The 21,443-nt window shown below is 42.4% G+C and carries 19 protein-coding genes, 1 riboswitch and 1 other annotated feature; of the genes, 12 read left to right on the plus strand and 7 right to left on the minus strand.

Annotation, left to right across the window (positions count from 1 at the left end):
• Window positions 1-53: 53 nt before the first annotated feature.
• Entirely contained in the window at window positions 54-1,640 is a 1,587-nt protein-coding gene (pckA, locus tag JK635_RS06655) for a phosphoenolpyruvate carboxykinase (ATP) (RefSeq protein WP_202653170.1), read from the minus strand.
• A 229-nt stretch (window positions 1,641-1,869) separates the two neighbouring features.
• A riboswitch (SAM riboswitch) is annotated at window positions 1,870-2,004 on the plus strand.
• Between the two features lie 221 nt (window positions 2,005-2,225).
• Between pckA and metK the strand changes: the two genes are divergently transcribed.
• Together metK and asnB are read left to right on the plus strand one after the other, a co-directional pair.
• Window positions 2,226-3,428: a methionine adenosyltransferase gene (metK, locus tag JK635_RS06660; protein ID WP_202653171.1), complete on the plus strand. Its 1,203-nt coding sequence runs from the start codon at window positions 2,226-2,228 to the stop codon at window positions 3,426-3,428.
• A gap of 327 nt (window positions 3,429-3,755) precedes the next feature.
• Window positions 3,756-5,657: an asparagine synthase (glutamine-hydrolyzing) gene (asnB, locus tag JK635_RS06665; protein WP_202653172.1), complete on the plus strand. Its 1,902-nt coding sequence runs from the start codon at window positions 3,756-3,758 to the stop codon at window positions 5,655-5,657.
• A gap of 20 nt (window positions 5,658-5,677) precedes the next feature.
• Here asnB and JK635_RS06670 read toward each other — a convergent pair whose 3' ends face one another.
• Window positions 5,678-6,193, minus strand: coding sequence for a gamma carbonic anhydrase (locus JK635_RS06670; RefSeq protein WP_202653173.1), 516 nt, complete (start codon window positions 6,191-6,193; stop codon window positions 5,678-5,680).
• A 167-nt stretch (window positions 6,194-6,360) separates the two neighbouring features.
• Between JK635_RS06670 and JK635_RS06675 the strand changes: the two genes are divergently transcribed.
• Window positions 6,361-7,164: an alpha/beta hydrolase gene (locus JK635_RS06675; protein ID WP_202653174.1), complete on the plus strand. Its 804-nt coding sequence runs from the start codon at window positions 6,361-6,363 to the stop codon at window positions 7,162-7,164.
• A gap of 17 nt (window positions 7,165-7,181) precedes the next feature.
• A complete protein-coding gene (gene tbcS / locus JK635_RS06680) occupies window positions 7,182-8,282 on the plus strand; it encodes a tetraprenyl-beta-curcumene synthase (RefSeq protein WP_202653175.1) in 1,101 nt (366 codons plus the stop codon).
• A gap of 142 nt (window positions 8,283-8,424) precedes the next feature.
• Here tbcS and mnmM read toward each other — a convergent pair whose 3' ends face one another.
• The gene (gene mnmM, locus JK635_RS06685) at window positions 8,425-8,997 is read right to left on the minus strand and encodes a tRNA 5-(aminomethyl)-2-thiouridylate-methyltransferase MnmM (RefSeq protein WP_202653227.1); all 573 of its coding nucleotides are present in this window, start codon (window positions 8,995-8,997) and stop codon (window positions 8,425-8,427) included.
• A 2-nt stretch (window positions 8,998-8,999) separates the two neighbouring features.
• Window positions 9,000-9,959: a tRNA modification radical SAM protein MnmL/YtqA gene (mnmL, locus tag JK635_RS06690; RefSeq protein ID WP_202653176.1), complete on the minus strand. Its 960-nt coding sequence runs from the start codon at window positions 9,957-9,959 to the stop codon at window positions 9,000-9,002.
• 195 nt (window positions 9,960-10,154) lie between these two features.
• On the opposite strand from mnmL, the gene JK635_RS06695 reads away from it, so the two are divergent.
• The 4 genes from JK635_RS06695 to JK635_RS06710 all read left to right on the plus strand — a co-directional run bounded on the left by JK635_RS06695 (window position 10,155) and on the right by JK635_RS06710 (window position 13,776).
• On the plus strand, window positions 10,155-10,436 hold the full coding sequence (locus JK635_RS06695) for a YtzC family protein (RefSeq protein WP_202653177.1): 282 nt from the start codon (window positions 10,155-10,157) through the stop codon (window positions 10,434-10,436).
• Complete coding sequence (locus tag JK635_RS06700; protein WP_202653178.1) at window positions 10,433-10,597, plus strand: glycogen biosynthesis protein GlgD; 165 nt, start codon at window positions 10,433-10,435, stop codon at window positions 10,595-10,597. Before JK635_RS06695 ends, JK635_RS06700 begins: the two co-directional genes overlap by 4 nt.
• 119 nt (window positions 10,598-10,716) lie before the next feature.
• Window positions 10,717-10,937 (plus strand) — a binding site (T-box leader).
• Between the two features lie 139 nt (window positions 10,938-11,076).
• Complete coding sequence (gene leuS / locus JK635_RS06705; protein WP_202653179.1) at window positions 11,077-13,494, plus strand: leucine--tRNA ligase; 2,418 nt, start codon at window positions 11,077-11,079, stop codon at window positions 13,492-13,494.
• Between the two features lie 96 nt (window positions 13,495-13,590).
• Entirely contained in the window at window positions 13,591-13,776 is a 186-nt protein-coding gene (locus JK635_RS06710; protein WP_202653180.1) for a sporulation protein Cse60, read from the plus strand.
• 8 nt (window positions 13,777-13,784) lie between these two features.
• Here JK635_RS06710 and JK635_RS06715 read toward each other — a convergent pair whose 3' ends face one another.
• Window positions 13,785-15,050, minus strand: a complete 1,266-nt coding sequence (locus JK635_RS06715) for a BaiN/RdsA family NAD(P)/FAD-dependent oxidoreductase (protein WP_202653228.1) — start codon at window positions 15,048-15,050, stop codon at window positions 13,785-13,787.
• Between the two features lie 195 nt (window positions 15,051-15,245).
• On the opposite strand from JK635_RS06715, the gene JK635_RS06720 reads away from it, so the two are divergent.
• From JK635_RS06720 to speD, 3 genes are all read left to right on the plus strand, one after another.
• A complete protein-coding gene (locus JK635_RS06720) occupies window positions 15,246-16,877 on the plus strand; it encodes a putative polysaccharide biosynthesis protein (protein WP_202653181.1) in 1,632 nt (543 codons plus the stop codon).
• Entirely contained in the window at window positions 16,867-17,586 is a 720-nt protein-coding gene (locus JK635_RS06725) for a pseudouridine synthase (protein ID WP_235887939.1), read from the plus strand. The genes JK635_RS06720 and JK635_RS06725 overlap by 11 nt, the downstream gene beginning before the upstream one ends.
• Window positions 17,587-17,721: 135 nt before the next feature.
• Window positions 17,722-18,528, plus strand: a complete 807-nt coding sequence (gene speD / locus JK635_RS06730; protein WP_202653182.1) for an adenosylmethionine decarboxylase — start codon at window positions 17,722-17,724, stop codon at window positions 18,526-18,528.
• Between the two features lie 33 nt (window positions 18,529-18,561).
• On the opposite strand, the gene JK635_RS06735 is transcribed toward speD, so the two are convergent.
• Window positions 18,562-19,272, minus strand: coding sequence for an AAA family ATPase (locus JK635_RS06735; protein ID WP_235887940.1), 711 nt, complete (start codon window positions 19,270-19,272; stop codon window positions 18,562-18,564).
• Between the two features lie 201 nt (window positions 19,273-19,473).
• On the opposite strand from JK635_RS06735, the gene JK635_RS06740 reads away from it, so the two are divergent.
• Complete coding sequence (locus tag JK635_RS06740) at window positions 19,474-19,902, plus strand: DUF2935 domain-containing protein (protein WP_202653184.1); 429 nt, start codon at window positions 19,474-19,476, stop codon at window positions 19,900-19,902.
• A 171-nt stretch (window positions 19,903-20,073) separates the two neighbouring features.
• On the opposite strand, the gene JK635_RS06745 is transcribed toward JK635_RS06740, so the two are convergent.
• Window positions 20,074-21,414 carry an amino acid permease gene (locus JK635_RS06745; protein WP_202653185.1) on the minus strand — a complete coding sequence of 447 codons (1,341 nt, stop codon included), beginning with the start codon at window positions 21,412-21,414 and terminating at the stop codon, window positions 20,074-20,076.
• Between the last annotated feature and the right edge of the window lie 29 nt (window positions 21,415-21,443).

Consider the following 21,443-nt stretch of genomic DNA (forward strand, 5'->3'; position numbering starts at 1 on the left):
TTTATCCATAAAAAATGGTGCCCTTCAAGGAAATGGGCACCATTTTAGTTTATTTAGGCAATCGGTCCGCCTTTTTCGGCAATTTCAGTGGCAACGTTTTGGAATTTTTTAAAGTTTTCCCGGAATTTGGCTGCAAGTTCCTTCGCTTTTTCAGCGTAAGCTTGTGGGTCATGCCAAGTTTTGCTTGGCTGCAGAACCTCGTCTGGCACGCCAGCGATATGAAGCGGAATATTTAAGCCAAAGATTTCGTCGGTGACTGTTTCGACATGGTTTAATTCACCTTCAAGTGCGGCCTGCACCATCGCTCTTGTGTAGGAAAGCTTCATCCTGCTGCCAACACCGTATTCTCCGCCGGTCCAGCCTGTATTGACTAGGAAGACGTTGACGTTATGCTCGAGAATTTTATCTCCCAGCATTTCCGCGTAACGGGTCGCTGGTAATGGCATGAACGGAGCTCCAAAGCAAGTCGAGAAAGTTGCTTCCGGAGTGGTGACACCGCGCTCAGTGCCGGCAAGCTTTGAGGTATAACCGCTTAAGAAATGGTACATGGCCTGTTCTTTCGTTAATTTTGCAATAGGCGGCAGCACGCCGAAGGCATCAGCAGTTAAAAACACGATTGTATGTGGATGACCGGCAATACTAGGAATGACACTATTATCAATGTTTTCAAGTGGATAGGCAGCCCTTGTATTTTCCGTTAAGGTATTGTCGTCGTAATCGGCAATCCTTGATTCTTGGTTGACGATGACGTTTTCCAAGACAGTTCCAAAGCGAATGGCATCAAAGATTTGCGGTTCTTTTTCATGCGAAAGATTGATACATTTAGCATAGCAGCCGCCTTCAATATTAAAGACGCCATGGGACGACCAGCCGTGTTCATCGTCACCAATTAGCTTCCGATTCGGATCGGCTGACAGCGTTGTCTTTCCAGTTCCGGATAATCCAAAGAATAAGGCAACGTCACCTTCTTGACCAACATTTGCCGAGCAGTGCATGGAAAAAATATTCTTTTCAGGAAGTAAGAAATTCATAATCGAGAAGATCGACTTTTTCATTTCTCCTGCATACTCAGTCCCGCCAATAAGAACAATTCGGCGCTCAAACGATATAATAATAAAGGTTTCCGAATTGGTTCCATCTACTGCAGGATCCGCTTTAAAATTAGGAGCAGCGATGACAGTGAATTGGGCATCATGCGCTAAAAGCTCATCCTCTGTCGGACGAATGAACAATTGATGAACGAAAAGATTATGCCAAGCCAATTCATTAATCACTTGAATCGGCAATCTCGATTTTTTATCTGCACCGGCAAATCCTTTGAATACAAATACATCTTCCTTCTGTCTTAAATACTGAAGGACTTTATGATAAAGATTTGTAAATACTTCCTCAGAGATAGGTTGGTTTGTTGAACCCCAGTCAATTTTATCTTTCGTTGATTTTTCTACAACAATAAATTTGTCTTTTGGAGAACGGCCTGTATATTTGCCGGTGGAGACACGTACTGCACCGGTTGAGGTCAACGTTCCTTCGTTTCGCGCCAAGATTTTTTCAACCAATTGGGGTACAGATAATTGCATTTGAACGTTCTTTTCTTTCAGTAACTGATTAAGTTCGTTTGGAACGTGAACAGAGTTCATGGATCGGACCTTCCTTTTCTTGTTTTTAACGAAAAAATTGTCTTTAAATAGTATAACACAATTAAATGATTAGTCTATACTAATTATGTGAAAAAATTATGTCATCTTCCACTTTATACTATTCATTGAAAGAAAAAAAAGGAAGAACAATTTATTATTAGAGCAATAGATTGAAAAATATTGACATTGTTTCCAGTAGTACGTTATGATTATATTTTGAACGGATACTCTCTTATCCCGAGCTGGTGGAGGGACGGGCCCAATGAAACCCAGCAACCTGCAACGAAGAAAATGTTTTTTTTCTATGCATTTTCTAGGCAAAGGTGCTAACCCAGATGCAAGGCTTGACCTTGAACGATAAGAGCGAAAGGAATGAATTTAGTGTATTTTAACCTTTCCTCATTGATGGAAAGGTTTTTTGTTTTTAAGAAATTATTGGGGATAATGGTTCTTCTTAATAAATTTCCCATTTTTATTTCATACTACAAAGGGAATGAGTTCCGTTTAAATTAGAGGTTCAATATATTGTCAGCAACAGGCCATGTAGATAACCTCATTTATTTCATTAATATAGGAGGAATTCAGATGCCAACAAGACGCCACTTGTTTACATCCGAATCAGTAACTGAAGGTCATCCTGATAAGATCTGTGACCAAATTTCTGATTCAATTTTAGATGCAATTTTAGCCCAAGACCCTAATGCCCGTGTTGCTGCTGAAACATCGGTAACCACTGGTCTAGTGCTTGTAGCCGGGGAAATTACCACATCTACATATGTAGATATTCCCAAGATTGTTCGGGAAACGATTAAGGAAATTGGCTATAATCGTGCCAAATATGGCTTTGATGCGGAAACATGTGCAGTGTTAACCTCCATCGACGAGCAGTCGCCCGATATTGCCATGGGTGTCAACCAAGCACTTGAAGCCCGCGAAGGGAACATGACGGATGAAGAAATCGAGGCAATTGGGGCAGGAGATCAGGGGTTAATGTTTGGTTTCGCCTGCAACGAAACGAAGGAACTGATGCCGCTGCCGATTTCGCTTGCGCATAAGCTTGCCCGCAGGTTAGCAGAAGTACGAAAAGAAGATATTCTTCCGTATCTGCGTCCTGATGGGAAAACACAGGTTACTGTTGAATATGACGAAAACAATCAGCCGGTCCGGATTGATACAATTGTCGTGTCAACCCAGCACCATCCTGAGATTTCTTTGGAGCAAATTCAGCGCAACATAAAAGAATATGTCATCAATCCGGTTGTTCCAAAAGAACTTATTGATGACAATACGAAATATTTCATTAACCCAACAGGACGTTTTGTGATTGGCGGTCCACAGGGAGATGCCGGCTTAACTGGTCGGAAAATTATTGTTGATACGTATGGAGGCTATGCCCGCCATGGCGGTGGTGCTTTCTCTGGGAAAGATCCGACCAAGGTAGACCGCTCTGCCGCCTACGCGGCCCGCTATGTAGCAAAAAATATTGTGGCCGCTGGCCTTGCCGATAAATGTGAAGTTCAGCTGGCCTACGCAATCGGGGTTGCCAGACCAGTTTCAATTTCAATTGATACGTTTGGAACCGGAAAAGTAAGTGAGGACGTCTTAGTTAATCTAGTCAGTCAAAACTTTGATCTTCGTCCGGCAGGCATTATTAAAATGCTGGATTTACGCCGTCCGATTTATAAGAAAACAGCCGCTTATGGACATTTTGGCCGTACAGATATTGACCTCCCTTGGGAGCGGACAGATAAAGCGGAAACACTGCGCCAACAGGCAGAAAATCGTTGATCCTCAGTGGGAGTTGCAAATAAACTGTAACTCCCATTTTTTATTTTTCGTCTAATTCTTTGTTTAGCGGTTTAAACCAATGTTTATCCAGCAGCAGCGAACTGAAAAATGGTAAGGCCATAAATTTCCTTATACTCACAGTGCCATTTTGCGAAAAAAAGTGGTAGTATTAGATAGTATGTTTGCTTGAAGGAAGGGGCGGAGCGCCTCATGATTGGATCGGATTTTCCCGTTATGGCAGAATAAAACTCTTGCTCTGACGTTGGGTAAATATGTTCTGATCCACCGTCTTTTTTGATATTTTGAATGGAGTAGGTGAGGTACATAATGTGCGGATTTATCGGTTGTATACATGATAAAGCACAAAATTATACGGACGAACAAAGACAACAATTTAAAAATATGAATGATATCATTACCCATCGCGGCCCTGATGATGATGGCTTTTATTTTGATGACCATATTCAGTTTGGCTTCCGCCGCTTGAGTATTATTGATCTTGAGGCAGGTCATCAGCCGCTTACGTATGAGAATGAACGCTATTGGATTATTTTTAACGGTGAAATCTATAACTATGTAGAGTTGCGCGAAGAATTGTTAAAAGCCGGCTTAACGTTTGCGACAAGCTCTGATACCGAAGTAATCATTGCCCTTTACAGCCATTTAGGGGAAAAAGCAGTCGAAAAACTAAGAGGAATGTTTGCCTTTGTTATTTGGGATAAACAGGAGCAAATCCTCTACGGCGCCCGCGATCCGTTTGGAATTAAACCATTCTTTTATTTGCAGGATGGGGAGAGAACGTTCTTTGCCTCCGAGAAAAAAAGTATTTTGCTGGCGCTGGAAAATGATGTCTTAGATTATGATTCCTTGCAGCACTATTTAACTTATCAGTTTGTACCGGAACCATATACACTTTCTGCAGGCATTAAGAAGCTTGAACCAGGCCATTATTTCACGAAAAAAGTCGGTTCTCAAATGGAAATTAAACGCTATTGGAAGGCGCATTTTGCCCCAATTCAAAAATCAGAAGCCGATTTTATTAAAGAAATAAGAGATGTGTTATTTGATTCGGTAAAAATGCATATGCGCAGCGATGTACCAGTCGGTTCGTTCCTTTCCGGCGGGATTGATTCATCGATCATTGCCTCCATTGCTAAGGAATTCCATCCAGCGATTAAGACCTTCTCGGTTGGCTTTGAACGTAATGGCTTCAGTGAAATTGATGTGGCCAAAGAAACAGCAGAAAAACTTGGCGTAGAAAATATCAGTTATGTTATCACACCTGAAGAATACATGAAAGAAGTGCCGAAAATCATCTGGCATATGGATGATCCGCTGGCGGATCCTGCCTGCGTGCCGCTTTACTTTGTTGCTCGTGAAGCAAGAAAGCATGTTACCGTTGTCCTATCCGGTGAAGGCGCCGATGAGTTGTTTGGCGGTTATAATATTTACCGCGAACCACAAGACTTAGAGATTTTTAACAAAATCCCTCGTGTATTTCATCGCTTTTTGCGGCTGATTTCGAGGATGATGCCGGAGGGGATGAAGGGAAAAAGCTTTATCGAACGCGGAGTAACCCCAATGGAAGAGCGTTATATCGGCAATGCCAAAATGTTTAGCGAAGAAGAAAAACGTGAATTGTTAAATGTGTATCGTGAAGGACTAAAGTTTACCGATATCACCAAGCCGCTTTACCAGGAATCAAGCGGCTATGACCCTGTTGACCGAATGCAATATATTGATATTCATACATGGATGCGCGGCGATATTTTACTAAAGGCAGATAAAATGACGATGGCGCATTCATTAGAGCTTCGCGTACCATTCCTTGATAAAGCCGTGTTTGAAGTGGCTTCAAAAATTCCGACGAGCCTAAAAACGGCAAACGGAACAACGAAGTATGTGTTACGGAAAGCAGCCGAAGGAATTGTTCCGGATCATGTGTTAAATCGAAAAAAACTCGGTTTTCCGGTACCAATTCGCCACTGGCTCAAGGCTGAGATGAACGAGTGGGCGAAAACCATCATTCGCGAAAGCGCGACTGATCATTTAATCAATAAATCATACCTGTTAAAGCTGCTTGATGACCATTGCCTCGGGAAAGCCGATAACAGCCGGAAAATTTGGACTGTTCTCATGTTTATGGTGTGGCATCAAGTATATGTTGAGAAGGTATATTCTTTCCAAAATGACTATAAGACAGAAAAAGTGCATGCGAGTCATTCATAAAAAATAAGCACCTTGAGTGCTTATTTTTTTTGCAAAGACTTATAGTATTGAGCTTTTTCAGCATATTCTGTATAAATACGTTTTATTTCTTTTCTGTCTTCATCCGTTAATTCTCTAATAACTTTTGCCGGTCTGCCAAATGCTAATGTATTAGGGGGGATTTTCTTTCCCTGCGGGACAAGACTGCCAGCACCGATAAAGGCACCTTCACCAATTTCGGCCTGGTCAAGGATAATCGAGCCCATCCCAATCAGGGCCCTCTTTCTGATAATACAGCTATGTAAAATTACTTGGTGTCCAATTGTTACCTCATCTTCTAAAATGAGCGGGTTGTTTGGGCTTTGATGCAAGACGGAATTGTCCTGGATGTTGACTTTGTTGCCAATTCTAGTAGGCGCTACATCACCTCTAATCGAAGTATTGAACCAAACGCTCGATTGTTCGCCAATTTCAACATCTCCGGTAATGGTTACAAAATCAGCGATAAATGCGGAGTCAGCAATCTTTGGGTACCTATCTTTGAATGGGTAAATCATTCTGGTCGCTCCTTTTGTAATGATGACTCTATTTTAGCGAATTTAATAAATGGAATACAAAAAATAAATCTCGGCGTCAATTTTTTGAAACAGTTTCAGGACAACGTTACACTAGTCTTTATGGTAAAATATATGAATGATAATGAATTTTTGTAGGAGGAAAAAGTATGTGGAAGTGGGAAGCAGAAGGGGAAGCGAAAGCAGTCATTGTAATTGTCCATGGTGCGATGGAGCATCATAAGCGATATGGCTGGCTGATTGAAATGTGGCGTTCATCCGGCTTCCATGTCATCATGTCAGACCTGCCGGGGCAAGGCATCACCACAAGAGCGAACCGCGGCCATATTGATTCCTTTGATGAATACATATTTGAGGTCAAAGATTGGGTTCAAGCCGCTTATCGCTATGATCTGCCAGTGTTTTTAATGGGGCATAGTATGGGGGGCTTAATTTCAATCCGCCTACTCCAGGAGGAAAGGTTAAATATCGCCGGAGTTATCCTTTCTTCTCCTTGCCTAGGGCTGGTTCAGAAACAACCTAAATTTCTAGAACTTATTTCTCTTCTGTTAAATATTGTATTTCCATCCTTTAAGGTGAATTCAGGATTGACGGTCCAAATGGCCACAAGGAATGAGGATGTCTGGGAAGCCGATTCAAATGATTCGCTGTTCGTGACCAAGGTTTCAGTCAGGTGGTATCGCGAGCTGGTTTATGCGATGAAGCAGGCCTTTCTCGATCTTGAAAAAATCCAGGATACCCCAATGCTTCTCATGCAGGGAGGCGAAGATAAAATAGTTAACAAGGCCAATGTCAAGGACTGGTTCAATCACGCCCCATTATCGGAAAAAAGATTTAAAGAGTGGCCGCAATGCTACCATGAAATCTTTAACGAGCCGGAGCGAGAAGAAATTTTTGAATATGCCAAGGATTTTGTTTTGAGTCAATTAAAAGCTATTGGCTATATTGTATAGAAAGGTTGTTGTTTTCCATGAAGCCATTCACTCTTATGTCCAGGGTATACCGCAAAATCCTGCCTGCCGTTCATCGAGAATTGGCTTATTGGAAAAGTCGTGCTGCAAAGATTCCCAATCCGGAGTTAAGAAGGCAGGCACTCGCCAGTATTGAGACTAAAACCTTCCATTGCGAAGGTGGAGGTATTCTCGCTTTGACAGCCAATCAGCAGTATAAACAGGCTGTAAAATTTATTGTGGCTTATCAAACCATCAGCGATTATTTGGATAATCTCTGTGACCGGAGTACTTCGCTGGATCCCAATGACTTCGCGGCCCTTCATGAATCGATGCTGGATGCGCTTGTGCTCAAAGCTGACAGGAAAAATTATTACCGGCTCCGTGAAGATCAGGACGATGCTGATTATTTATATGACTTATCGGAAACATGCCGTTCCGTATTAAGGGAATTAAGCACGTATGGGCTGATTAAAGATTATCTTCAAGAACTGTGCCGCTATTATTGTGACTTACAGATTCACAAGCACGTGAAAAAAGAGGAACGCGTGCCGCGCCTTGAAAAGTGGTTCGAGCGGAATCGAAATCATGTCCCGGACATGGAGTGGTACGAATTTTCGGCCTGCTCAGGTTCAACATTAGGAATCTTTTGCTTAATCTCTTATGCGATGCGGGAAGATTTTAAAGCAAGTGACGCGGAGAATATCCGCAATGGCTATTTCCCTTATATTCAAGGCTTACATATCCTGCTAGATTATTTTATTGATCAGGAAGAGGATAAAGCGGAAGGGGACTTGAACTTTTGCTTTTATTATGAAGATCAGGAAACGCTGTTTAACCGCTTAAAATATTTTGTGGCCGAAGCAGACAAGCACACCGAACAGCTGCCGCATAAGAAATTCCATCAGCTGATTAACCGCGGCTTATTGGGGATTTATTTATCGGATTCCAAAGTCCGTAAGCAGGCGGAAGTCCGCAGGCTGGCGAGGGGAATTATCAAAACCGGCGGCTGGGCCAGCTATTTCTTTTATTTTAATGGACTAGCCTACCGCTCACTGCAAAAATCTGCACCAGCGTTTCTAACCAAGCTGGCTTCCAAGCCTCTACATCAACAAGAGTAACACATTTTACGGTGAAATCGATATTGGCAATGGATATCAACGAGTTATCGCGGGTATCTGCATAAGTTCAAAGAATACCGACATTTTGTATAAGTTCAAAAAATACCTACATTTCCAAAAAAACCAGGCGCAGATGGCCTGGTTAAATTTTTTCAATCGCGACAATAAATGGCGGGTTATGCTGCTGGTTAATAAATTGGTATTGCAGGACATGGGCCGTCTTTTGATCCAGTCCGCGGCAATAGGCTAAAAGTGCATCCCGTTCGGCGGCACCGCCTTCATGCCCGTGATAAATAACCAGAACAATGATCCCTGCCGGAGCCATGATTTCAAGCAGCTGGTCAATTGCCGTAATTGTTGTTTCCGGGCGGGTGACAATCGTTTTGTCGCCGCCTGGCAGGTAGCCAAGGTTAAAAATCGCCCCAGATATGTTTCCGTGATGTACAGCTGGGATTTTTTCGGCAAGATGCTCATGTCCATCATGAAAAAGTACTGCCCGGTCAAGCAAACCGTGTTGCCGCAAACGTTCCCTAGAAGCATCTATGGCTTGCTGCTGTACATCGAAGCCGTACACTTTTCCGGCCTCACCGACAAGTTCTGCTAGGAAAACGGTGTCGTGGCCATTGCCTAATGTGGCATCGACCACGACATCCCCGGCAGTAACGGCTTTTTGTAATAAAATTTTGGCAAAGGGAAGAATCCGATCCAATTTCATCATTAACGATTTACACTTCCTTGGTAATACTTACCTTGCCAGCTGTCGCGGCGTTTCAGCTCATCATCAATGGCATTTAGCACTTCCCACTTGTTGACGCTCCACATTGGTCCGACCATCAGATCAATCGGGCCGTCGCCGGTGATGCGGTGAACAATCATTTCCGGCGGTAAAATTTCTAATTGGTCGCATACTAAGTTTACATAGTCCTGTTGCGACAGAAATTCAAGCATGCCTTTTTCATATTGTTTCACCATCGGCGTTCCTTTAAGCAAATGGAGTAGGTGAATTTTAATTCCTTGAACATCCAATTTCGCGACTTCACGTGCCGTTTCCATCATCATTTCGTCATTTTCAAGCGGCAGACCGTTAATAATATGAGTACAAATCCGAATCCCGTGCTTTCTCAGCTTGTTTACTCCATCGATATAACATTGAAAATCATGGGCTCGGTTGATTAGGTTTGCGGTCTGTTCATGAACAGTTTGCAGTCCGAGTTCCACCCATAAATATGTTCTTTCGTTGAGTTCTGCCAAATACTCAACCACATCATCAGGCAGGCAGTCAGGCCGGGTTGCAATCGAAAGGCCGACAACACCATCCAGGCCAAGGACGGTTTCATATTTTTCGCGAAGCACTCGGACAGGGGCATGGGTATTAGTGAAAGCCTGAAAATAGGCCATATATTTCCCATCTTTCCATTTTGAATGCATTTTCGCTTTGATGTCATTAAATTGTGTCGCTAAGCTTTCAGCCCGATTTCCGGCAAAGTCACCGGAACCGGCAGCACTGCAAAAGGTACAGCCGCCATAGGCAACAGTACCGTCACGATTTGGACAGTCAAAGCCGCCGTCAAGCGCCACCTTAAACACTTTATGGCCAAATTGCTTTCGTAAATGATAATTCCACGTATGGTAACGTTTATCGTCTGAGGCATATGGAAAAGGTTTTGTCTGAAGCATTCAGCAAACCTCCTTTTTAAAAATTAAGCATAGGAATAATTTTATCATGAACTACGAAGCATATCCAAATGTAATGGTTTCAAGATGATTCCCAGTAATTATCAATCTGTTTATGTAATAGGAAAAGGAATTGGGAACAAAATAAGAATTGAAGCAGTATGCTTCAAGGCGTGTTGACTTAAAGGGGGTTCTTTAATGGCTACGCGTGTTTCGATGTCGAACTTAACTCAGCAGGTGGAGGACACGATTCGCTTTGCTGAAGAGCAATATAAACAAAGCAGTCTGCAGGAACAATATAATGACGATAATTATTATCAAGCATTGCAGCGGCTGGAGCAGACATACCAGGATATTGCAACAATGGCGCATAGTGCCAATGGACCGCAGAGAGAACAACTTCACCGGATGCGGCTGCAAATTCAGCAGATGCAAAACAGTATGATTTTAAAGGGGACAAGAGGAGGAGAACAGTTTTGAAAAAACGTTCTAAACAGCAAAACCCTGAACAAAAGACACGAAATGGCATCAATAACCAAGACATTGAACTGGGCCAAGACCGGGATTTAATAAAACAGGCAAAGAAGAAATATGAAAATATCGGCAGCCAGCCGATAAAATCGAAGATTCATCAAGAATAATCGTACGTAATCGCAAAATCTCTCAACAATGGTTGGGAGATTTTTTAAAATTTTATCGATTTCATTTGCATCCTGTTAGAAAATTTAATAAAATAATATTTACATTATATTTCTTATAGTCAACAACAGTGAATAGGAGCAGTAGTGGTGAAAAACCGTTACAAGAGAGTTGACGGCTGGTGAAAGTCAACCGGGGGACATCATGAACTCGCCTAGGAGTTGCAGATATGAAGGGACAGTAATGTCTGCCGTTTTCCGCGTTAAGGATAATGAAGCGAGTGCATCAGCACTAATGTGGGTGGTACCGCGGGAAGATACATATAATCCTCTCGTCCCTGTGTGGGGATGAGGGGTTTTTTTATTTTATTTGGCGGCAGCGCCTGCCACTAAGGAGATCTCCTTAGAATCATCATCGCAGGAACTAGCTGTGCTTATTCCAAGGCGCGACAGCTTTTATTTATCAATAGGAGGAAATCATAATGAGTTTCGATCATCGAAAAATCGAAAAAAAATGGCAAAAAAGATGGGAAGAAGAAAAAACTTTTAAAACAAGCGAAGAATATGATAAACGAAAATTCTACGCCTTAGATATGTTCCCATATCCATCAGGAGCCGGGCTCCATGTCGGGCACCCTGAGGGCTACACCGCAACAGATATACTTTCGCGGATGAAACGGATGCAGGGCTACAACGTGCTGCACCCGATGGGCTGGGATGCCTTCGGTCTACCTGCAGAGCAGTATGCATTAGATACTGGCAATGATCCGGCAGAATTTACCGCAAAAAATATTGATACCTTCCGCAGGCAAATTAAAGCGCTCGGTTTCTCTTATGATTGGGATCGTGAAGTCAACACAACCGATCCGGACTATTACAAATGGACACAATGGATTTTCTTAAAGCTGTGGGAAAAAGGCCTTGCCTATGTGGATGAAGTTCCGGTTAACTGGTGCCCGGCACTGGGGACTGTATTAGCTAACGAAGAAGTGATTGATGGTAAAAGCGAACGCGGCGGCCATCCGGTAGAACGCCGGCCAATGAGGCAGTGGATGTTGAAGATTACCGCTTATGCCGACCGTTTGCTTGAGGATCTGGAAGAGCTGGATTGGCCCGAGTCATTAAAAGAAATGCAGCGCAACTGGATTGGCCGTTCTGAAGGAGCTGAAGTCAACTTCCAAATTGAAGGACATGACGGAACATTCACCGTATTTACGACTCGTCCTGATACACTTTTTGGGGCAACCTATGCGGTCCTTGCACCTGAGCATAAGCTTGTCGAAAAAATTACCACGGCAGAACAGCGCCCGGCAGTTGAGGCCTATCTTGAAAAAGTCAAATCCAAGAGTGATCTTGAACGTACCGACCTTGCTAAAGAAAAAACCGGCGTCTTTACAGGTGCCTATGCAATAAATCCGGCCAATGGCGAAAAAATGCCAATCTGGATTGCCGACTATGTACTGGCAAGTTACGGTACCGGGGCCATTATGGCAGTACCGGCCCATGATGAGCGCGATTATGAGTTTGCCAGGAAATTTGACCTGCCAATTAAGGAAGTTGTTGCTGGCGGCGATATCACTAAAGAGGCTTATACCGGCGACGGTGAACATATAAACTCCGATTTCTTAAACGGTTTGAATAAAGCTGATGCGATTTCGAACATGATCGCCTGGCTTGAAGATAAAGGCATTGGGACGAAGAAAGTGACATACCGCCTGCGCGATTGGCTGTTCAGCCGGCAACGTTACTGGGGTGAACCGATTCCAATTATTCATTGGGAGGACGGTACCACCACAGCAGTTCCAGAAGATCAGCTTCCATTGACACTGCCGAAAACAAAGGATATTAAACCATCCGGCACCGGTGAGTCACCACTTGCGAACATCGAAGAATGGGTCAATGTTGTCGATCCGGTAACAGGGAAAAAAGGCCGCCGCGAAACCAATACAATGCCGCAATGGGCTGGCAGCTGCTGGTACTATTTGCGTTATATTGATCCGAAAAATGATCAGGAACTGGCCTCACCAGAAAAATTAAAGCACTGGCTGCCTATAGATATTTATATTGGCGGTGCTGAACATGCCGTATTGCACTTACTATATGCCCGTTTTTGGCATAAATTCTTATATGATCTTGGCGTGGTACCAACAAAAGAGCCATTCCAAAAACTATTTAACCAAGGAATGATTTTAGGCGAAGGCAATGAAAAGATGAGTAAGTCAAAAGGAAATGTTGTTAATCCAGATGACATCATTGAAAGTCATGGTGCTGATACCCTGCGCTTATATGAAATGTTCATGGGACCATTGGATGCCTCGATTGCCTGGTCGACAAATGGATTGGACGGTTCCCGCCGTTTCTTGGATCGGATCTGGCGTTTGCTGGTTGAAGAAGATGGCACGTTAAATCCAAAGATTCAGCCGACCGAAGAAGCTTCAAGCATGGAAAAAGTATATCATCAGACAGTGAAGAAAGTTACTGAGGATTATGAAGGCCTAAGATTTAACACGGCCATTTCGCAAATGATGGTATTCGTAAATGAAGCGTATAAAGCTGATGTTCTGCCAAAGCCATACATCGAAGGCTTTGTTAAATTACTTTCGCCGGTGGCACCGCATCTTGCCGAGGAGCTTTGGGAAAAGCTTGGACATCATGATACGATTTCCTATGAAGCTTGGCCTGCCTATGATGAAGCCAAGCTGGTGGATAACGAAGTGGAAATTGTTATTCAAATCAATGGTAAAGTAAAAGCCAAGCTGGTAGTGCCAAAAGATGCCAGCAAAGAGACGTTAGAGGGAATCGCCATGGGTGATGACCGCGTGCAAGCACAAATTGACGGCAAAACAATTCGCAAAGTCATTACCGTACCCGGCAAGCTCGTGAATATTGTTGCAAATTAAAATGATGACATCCTCCATCCATATATGGGGGATTTTTTTATTTTAATTTTCAGAAAAATGGTCAATAATGAGAGACAAAAAGAAAGGAAGAGTTCGATGATCCAAGTGAAGTTGTTTGACCGGGAGCATGAAAAGGATTTAGAAAAAGAAATGAATCATTTTTTAAGAAGATTGGATGAGAAGAGCTTGCTGGATATTAAATATAATGTCGCGGCATTTCCAGAGGATGATGAGGAGGAACAAATTTACTGTTTTTCGGCAATGATTATTTATAGGGCCTGACCAATGGGTCAGGCCCTAGCTGATAATGCGGCATTCACCCCTGCCAATCTCCCAGTAACCAGCGCGGAGGTAATGTTATATCCTCCTGTATAACCGTGAATATCGAGGATTTCGCCGCAAAAATATAACCCGTTCATCCGTTTTGAACCCATCGTTTTTGGGTCGATTTCTTTCACAGACACCCCGCCGCCGGTAACAAAGGCTTTTTCCAACGGCAATGTCCCATTGACCTTAAATTGAAACTGCTTGCAGCTTTTGGCAAAACTGCGGGTCTTTTCGTTCGTAAGAGAGCCTGCCTGCGCTGCGGGATCGATCTCATTGGTTTCTAACAGAAAAAGCAGGTAGCGCTCCGGCAGCAGCCCTTTTAAGGTATTTTTGATGCTCTTTTTCGGCTCTTCTTTTATTATTTTGATCATTTCCTGAAATAATTCTTCTTCATTTCGATCCGGCATCACATCGAGGCTCATCGTAACCTCTGTAAGATGCCATTTTTTCATGGCTTTCACGACAAACTGACTGCATCTTAACACAGCGGGACCGCTAATGCCGAAATGGGTAAAAATCATATCCATCCGGTGGCTGATAAGAGGCTTTCCTTTTGGGTTTAACACGCTTAATTCAATGTCTCTTAATGATATTCCCTGCAGAATTTTTTGCTTAATAAACGGTTCACTGGAAGTGACAGGCACTTCCGTTGGAAATAATTCGGTAATTGTGTGTCCGGCTTTCTCCGCCCAGGCATAACCGTCGCCGGTTGATCCCGTTTGCGGAACCGATTTGCCGCCAACAGCAATGACAATGGATTTTGCCCAGATTTTTTGCCCGTCTTTTAATTGGACTGCTGATACCCTGCCATCCTCGTAGAGTACATCGGCAACCGGGCTGTTTTTAAAAACTTTAACCTGTAGTTTTTCTAATTGCTGCAACAAGGCATCAACCACCGACTGTGCCTTATTGGAAACTGGAAACATCCGGCCGTGGTCCTCTTCCTTAAGAGCAATTCCCAGATTCTCGAAAAACTGAATAATATCTTCATGATTAAAAATCGAAAAAGCGCTGTATAAAAACTTGCCGTTTCCCGGGATATGTTTAATAATTTCCTCTACTGGCCTCCGGTTTGTTACGTTGCAGCGGCCGCCACCGGATATCGCCAGCTTCCGGCCAAGCTTGTCCCCTTTATCAATGAGCAGCACCTTGGCCCCTTTTTCGCCAGCAGCAATGGCTGCCATTAAACCTGATGGACCGCCGCCAATCACAATTACATCCAATTGCATTTTTTCACCAACTTTAACTAGATTCACTTCATTATGCAACAATTATAGTAAAATTAAACGAACCTCCCATTATTTTTCACAAAAATAACTTGATTGTAAGTGGCATCGGGAGAAAAGAAGTTGTAAACTACTAATAGTGTGCAAAAAGTCAAGTTTCTTATTGCGCATGTATTTCTTCAGTCAGGAAGGGATTCTATGCAGTCGAAGCTTTTAAGAGGTACCTTTATCTTAACACTGGGAACGATACTTTCGAAAGTTCTTGGGTTAATTTATGTTATTCCATTCTTTCAAATTGTCGGTCGCGAAGGAACCGTTCTATATCAATATTCCTACGTTCCGTATACAGTTTTTATCAGTATTGCAACAGCTGGTGTACCGCTTGCTGTTTCGAAATTTATTTCAAAATATAATGCCCTCGAGGAATATGCAGTTGGCAGAAAGCTGTTTAAATCCGGGATTGTGGTTATGCTGACAACTGGATTTTTGGCCTTTTTAGTGATGTATCTCGCTGCGCCCACCCTTGCCGAGATGAGTACGGGCGGAGACGCCAATTTAAAAAATGTTACCACCGTCATGCGGGCTGTCAGCTTTGCTTTAATTGTTGTGCCGTTTATGAGTTTAATCAGAGGCTACTTTCAAGGTCATCAATCCATGGGGCCATCAGCTCTTTCACAAGTAGTAGAACAGATTGTCAGAATTGCTTTTGTTCTGCTGGGTGCCTTCGTAGTCATGAAGTTTTTAAATGGAAAAATTGTTACGGCTGTCAGCGTAGCGACGTTTGCCGCATTTATTGGGGCAATCGGCGGACTTGCTGTATTATTTTGGTATTGGTATAAAAGGAAACCATATTTAGACGAATTGCTTGAACATGATAAGGGTACGATTAATATATCACTCAAAGAAATCTATAAAGAAATTATTTTGTATTCCTTTCCCTTTGTTCTAGTCGGAATCGCCAATCCGTTATTTCAGGCAATTGATCAATTTACCTTTAGTAAGGCATTAGTTCAAATTGGTTTTACCGAGCAAGTGGCCGATTCCTTTTTTTCAATGTTAAACTTTGAATCACATAAAATTGTTATCATTCCTGTTTCCCTGGCAACTGCTTTCTCCTTAACGCTGGTTCCAAGCATCACCAAAGCGTTTGTAGAGGGTGACAAAAAAAGTATGGTTCATCAATTAAATCAGTCGTTTCAGGTTTTATTATTTTTAACATTACCGGCAGCGATTGGGTTATCATTATTAGCTGAGCCGGTTTACACCGTTTTTTACCAACATGATGTTATGGGAACGGAAGTATTGAGGGCATACGCGCCGGTAGCGATTCTCTTTTCTTTATATTCCGTTACAGCTGCTATTTTACAGGGAATTAATGAACAGCGCTTTACGGTTCTTAGCCTGCTTGTCGGCTTATTGATCAAATTGTCATTGAATATTCCTCTTATTAAGATGATGGAAACAAGAGGTGCCGTTTTAGCCACGACATTAGGATACACGGCAGCAATTATAATCAATCTGATTGTTATTAAAACCTTTGCCCGTTATCCATTCCGGATTGTCTGGCGCAGAAGTTTGCTGATCGGGATATTTGCCGGTTTAATGAGGGCTGTAACAGAAGGGGTTTACCGGGTACTATTGCTATTCCTTTCACCCGAGTCAAAAATTCAATCGGTCATTATTATTCTCTTATGTGCTGCAATTGGTGCGGCGGTTTATTTCTATCTTGGGGTTAAGTCAGGTCTCATTAGCCGCTTATTCGGCTCAAGATTTGACCGCCTGATGACAAAAATAAAATTGCCGGGAAGGAGAAGAACGGTTGAGAATTGATAAAATGCTGGCGAATCTGGGTTATGGCAGCCGTAAGGAAGTCAAACAACTGTTGAAAAGCGGTGCTGTAATGATTGATGATATCGTGGTTAAGGATGCCAAACAGCAAGTGGATCCAACTATCCAAACGGTAACCTTAAATGGTGAAGTGATTGAGTATAAGGAATATATATATTTGCTGATGAATAAGCCGCCTGGTGTTTTATCTGCGACAGAGGATAACGTCGATGAGACGGTGATTGATTTACTGGAAATAGAGGACCAAGTCTATGAACCGTTCCCGGTCGGCCGGCTCGACAAAGATACCGAGGGTTTGCTGTTGATTACTAATGATGGGCAATTGGCGCACAGGTTGTTATCGCCAAAAAAGCACGTTCCCAAGACTTATTTTGCGGTCATTGATCGTGAAGTAACGGACGAGGATGTTAGGGCTTTTGCCGAAGGTGTTGTACTCGACGATGGTTATAAAACTAAGCCCGGCAAGCTGAAAATTCTAAAATCCGGGACTCATTCCGATGTTGAACTAACGATTACTGAAGGAAAATTCCACCAGGTAAAAAGGATGTTTGAAGCCGTAGGCAAGAGGGTTATATACCTGCAGCGGATTTCCATGGGCCCCTTAGTACTGGATGAAACACTTGAACCTGGTGAATACCGCGAACTAACGGACGAAGAAATTGAGTTATTAAAAAATGATCAAGTGAAGTGAAAAAGCAGCTATAGTGTTAGCTGCTTTTTCTTTAATTTCCTCAACAATAGGTAAAATATGATTTTCTGTCGTCACAATATTTTTCCTAAACTTTGGGTATCTTACAATCAAAAGAAGACATGGGGGGAAGTGTTGATGAAATTAACACATGAGAAGGCGATCGAATTACATGGCTTTAATAATCTGACGAAATCATTAAGTTTTAATATGTATGATATTTGTTTTACGAGGACGCGGGAAGAGCGGGAAGCCTATTTAAATTATATTGATGAGCAATACAGTGCAGAGCGGTTGACAAGAATTCTACAGGATGTCGCCGATATTATTGGGGCACATGTATTGAATATTGCCAGTCAGGACTTTGAACCGACCGGGGCCAGCGTGACCTTTTTAATATCGGAGGCACCCGTTCACAATCCGCCTTTGGAAATATTCGAAGAATCACCGGGACCGTTAATGGAATCGGTGGTTTTGCAGCTTGATAAGAGTCATATTACCGTTCATACATATCCGGAATACCACCCTGATGAGGGGATCAGTACGTTCCGCGCTGATATCGATGTTTCAACATGCGGTGAAATCTCACCTTTGAAGGCGCTGCACCATTTAATCCGTTCGTTTGAGACGGATGTGATGACCATCGATTACCGAGTCCGCGGATTTACTAGGGATAAAGATGGATATAAATTATTTATTGATCATGAAATTAGCTCCATTCAGAACTATATTCCCGACGATTTGATCGATATGTTTGATATGATTGATGTCAACGTTTATCAGGAAAATATATTTCACACGAAATGTAAACTGCGGAATTTTGATTTAAATAACTATTTATTTGGGTATACAAAAGATAAATTGTCCCCAGAAGAAGCTGCTGAAATTACAGAACGAATTCATTTTGAAATGGATGAAATTTTTTATGGGAAAAATATTATTTGAAAAAGAGCCTGATTGCCGGGCTCTTTTCATATATTATCCTTCGAATAGATGATGCAGCATCCGATTTTTATCATCGAAAAATTGCTTCATCAGTCGATAATGGTTTGTCTCTTCCAGTTTGCTTTCTGAAATTCCTGACTCAGTAAACTCAAAAATTTTTGCATCTGGGTAGGCCATAATGATGGGTGAATGGGTTGCGATAATCAATTGGGAATTTTCCTGTACTAAATCATGAATTCGTGTCAGCATCGACATTTGTCTGAGAGGTGACAAGGCAGCCTCCGGTTCATCCAAAATATAGATACCATTTCCACGGAATCGATGAAGAAACGTGGCGAAGAATGCTTCACCATGGGATTGCTCATGGAGTGAAACCCCGCCAAATGAATCAATCACCTTAGTTCCGAATCCTTCCCGGTCCATTTCTTCAATATTGGAAGCAACATTATAAAAGCTTTCCGCCCTTAGAAAAAATCCATCAGTTGGTTTATCGATGCCTTTTATTAATTTGAGGTAATCAGCAAGCGGGGAATGAGAATCATAGGTGGAAAAATTAAAGTTCAACGATCCGCCCTCAGGATTAAATCCTAATGCAACGGCAATTGCTTCGATTAATGTAGATTTCCCCATGCCGTTTTCACCAACAAAAAAGGTAACCTTAGGATGTAATACGAGTTCATCCAAAGTTTCTACACTGGGGAGATGAAAAGGATATTGTTTGAATGACGGAATATCAGCTTTCATTAATTGGATACTTCTTAAAAATTGGCTATTCCAATACATATATTGACCTCGGTTTGCTTTTTACCTTCATTGTATCAACCTGTTGGAATTTGTATCAATTAGGATGACAAAAATTCTGCACATTCGGAAAAGGGAGGCTGCATGAAATTAGGTATATTATAACAGCTTATCCCATACATTTGAAATAGGAGGGGAACTTGTATGCAATTTTACTATGGTCAGCAAATGCCATTAAGAATACTGGATGAAGCAGAATTTTGGAAACATCAAGAGGAGGAGCATACGGTTGTAATTCGCGAGTTGGTTTCCGAACTGGAACCTGAATTTGTCGATGCTTTGAAAAAATGGGAACAGGCCCTTGCTGAAACAAACCAGCAGGTAGTCCGTTTTATTGAATCGGTGGTCCGCTCTGGTTATCAAATATCAGACCAGTTGCACCAACAAGTGATGCAGCTGGTGGCCTATTGCCTGCAGCAAAGTGAATCGTTTATTGCCCTATGCCAACAAATCAAAACACACAGTGCTGCGGTAAGCAGCAATCATACAGCAAAAGTAGTACTTGTGCACATCATCCGTGAATCCGAGTATTTTATCGGTATTGCTCAGGCACTGTTATCAAGTGGACAGTAATAAACTTTAAAGTGATATTCCTTATTGGGATATCACTTTTTGAATCATGTTGACGCGACGGGTAAATTATCAAAACAGACGGGTAAAATCAGAAAAATGACGGGTAAATGATAAATCCCGTCTTAAAGCAGTACCAATAAAATAAAAAGCCAGCAAGTAATTCGCCGGCTTTTACACTAGTACGATTGTTTTTCTAGTAATATATGAAAAAAGGATTAACACTCCGATGGTTATAAGACTAACGGATGTTCCAATAATATTATTGCGATTAAATATAAATCCGATGAAGATCACGCCCAAGGCGATTAAAGCAAAGACGGTCGAATATGGGAACCATTTTACTTTAAAAGACGGCTGATTGAGGTATTGCGGCCGTAGTTTTAACTGTGCGGCACAAATACTCATCCATATTAGCATGACGGTGAAACCAGGGATTGTCATTAAATAGCTGATGACTTCATCAGGGGTCAGGTATGCCAGGAAGACGCCAAACATGATAAACAAACTCGTCATCATCAGCCCAATAATCGGAATTCCTTTACGAGATAATACCGCTAATCTGGCAGGCGCCACACCACTTTGTGCCATCGAAAATAACGTCCTGGAAGTTGCATATATACCGGAGTTAGCCGCCGAAAGCACCGCGGTCAAGAGCACAAAATTCATAATATGGGCTGCACCAGGCAGACCGGTAACACTAAATACTTGGACAAACGGGCTGTCGGCGCCAGTAACCTTATTCCACGGCATTATCCCACAAATGATGAGGATTGGCATTATATAGAAAATAATAATCCGCCAAACCGTACTCTTGATAATTCTTGGTAATACCCTTTCTGCATCCTTCGTTTCGGTCACGGCAACACCGATCAACTCGGCCCCGCCATAAGAAAACATAACGACCAAAAAGGCGCTGAACGTGCCCCCAAGGCCATGAGGGAAAAAGCCGCCATGCCCGGTATAATTTGACAATGGATTGTGAATCCCACTGGGAATAACGCCTAACAGTAATAAAAATCCTAAAATGATAAAGGCCGTTAGAGCAAGAATTTTCACCCCGGCAAACCAAAATTCAAGTTCTCCATAGTATTTTACTTGAAACAAATTAATTCCAATGATCACCACAGCGCAGATCAGACTTAGCAGCCATAAGGGGGATTGAGGAAACCAAAATTGCAGGAAGCTTCCTGCAGCTAATAATTCTACTGCCGTCACGATAATCCAGTTGATCCAATAAAGCCAACCCACGAGGAAAGATACTTGGGAACCAAAAGCCTTGTTGATTAAATGCTGCACATTATGATTGGGATAAGCCAAAGCCAATTCACCTAGCGCCGCCATAATAATGAACAGAATAACTCCACCAATTAAATAGGCAAAAACAACGCTTGGGCCGGCAGTATGGAGCGTATCCGCACTCCCTTTAAATATCCCTGTACCAATCATCCCGGCTAATGCAATAAATTGAACGTGGCGCGGTAATAATCCTTTGTTTAGTTGCTGTTTTTTCATAGTGCACCCGCTTCTCTCTCGCTTAAACG

The sequence above is a fragment of the Neobacillus paridis genome (assembly GCF_016765675.1).
In the GTDB taxonomy this organism is placed as follows: Bacteria; Bacillota; Bacilli; order Bacillales; family Cytobacillaceae; genus Neobacillus; species Neobacillus paridis.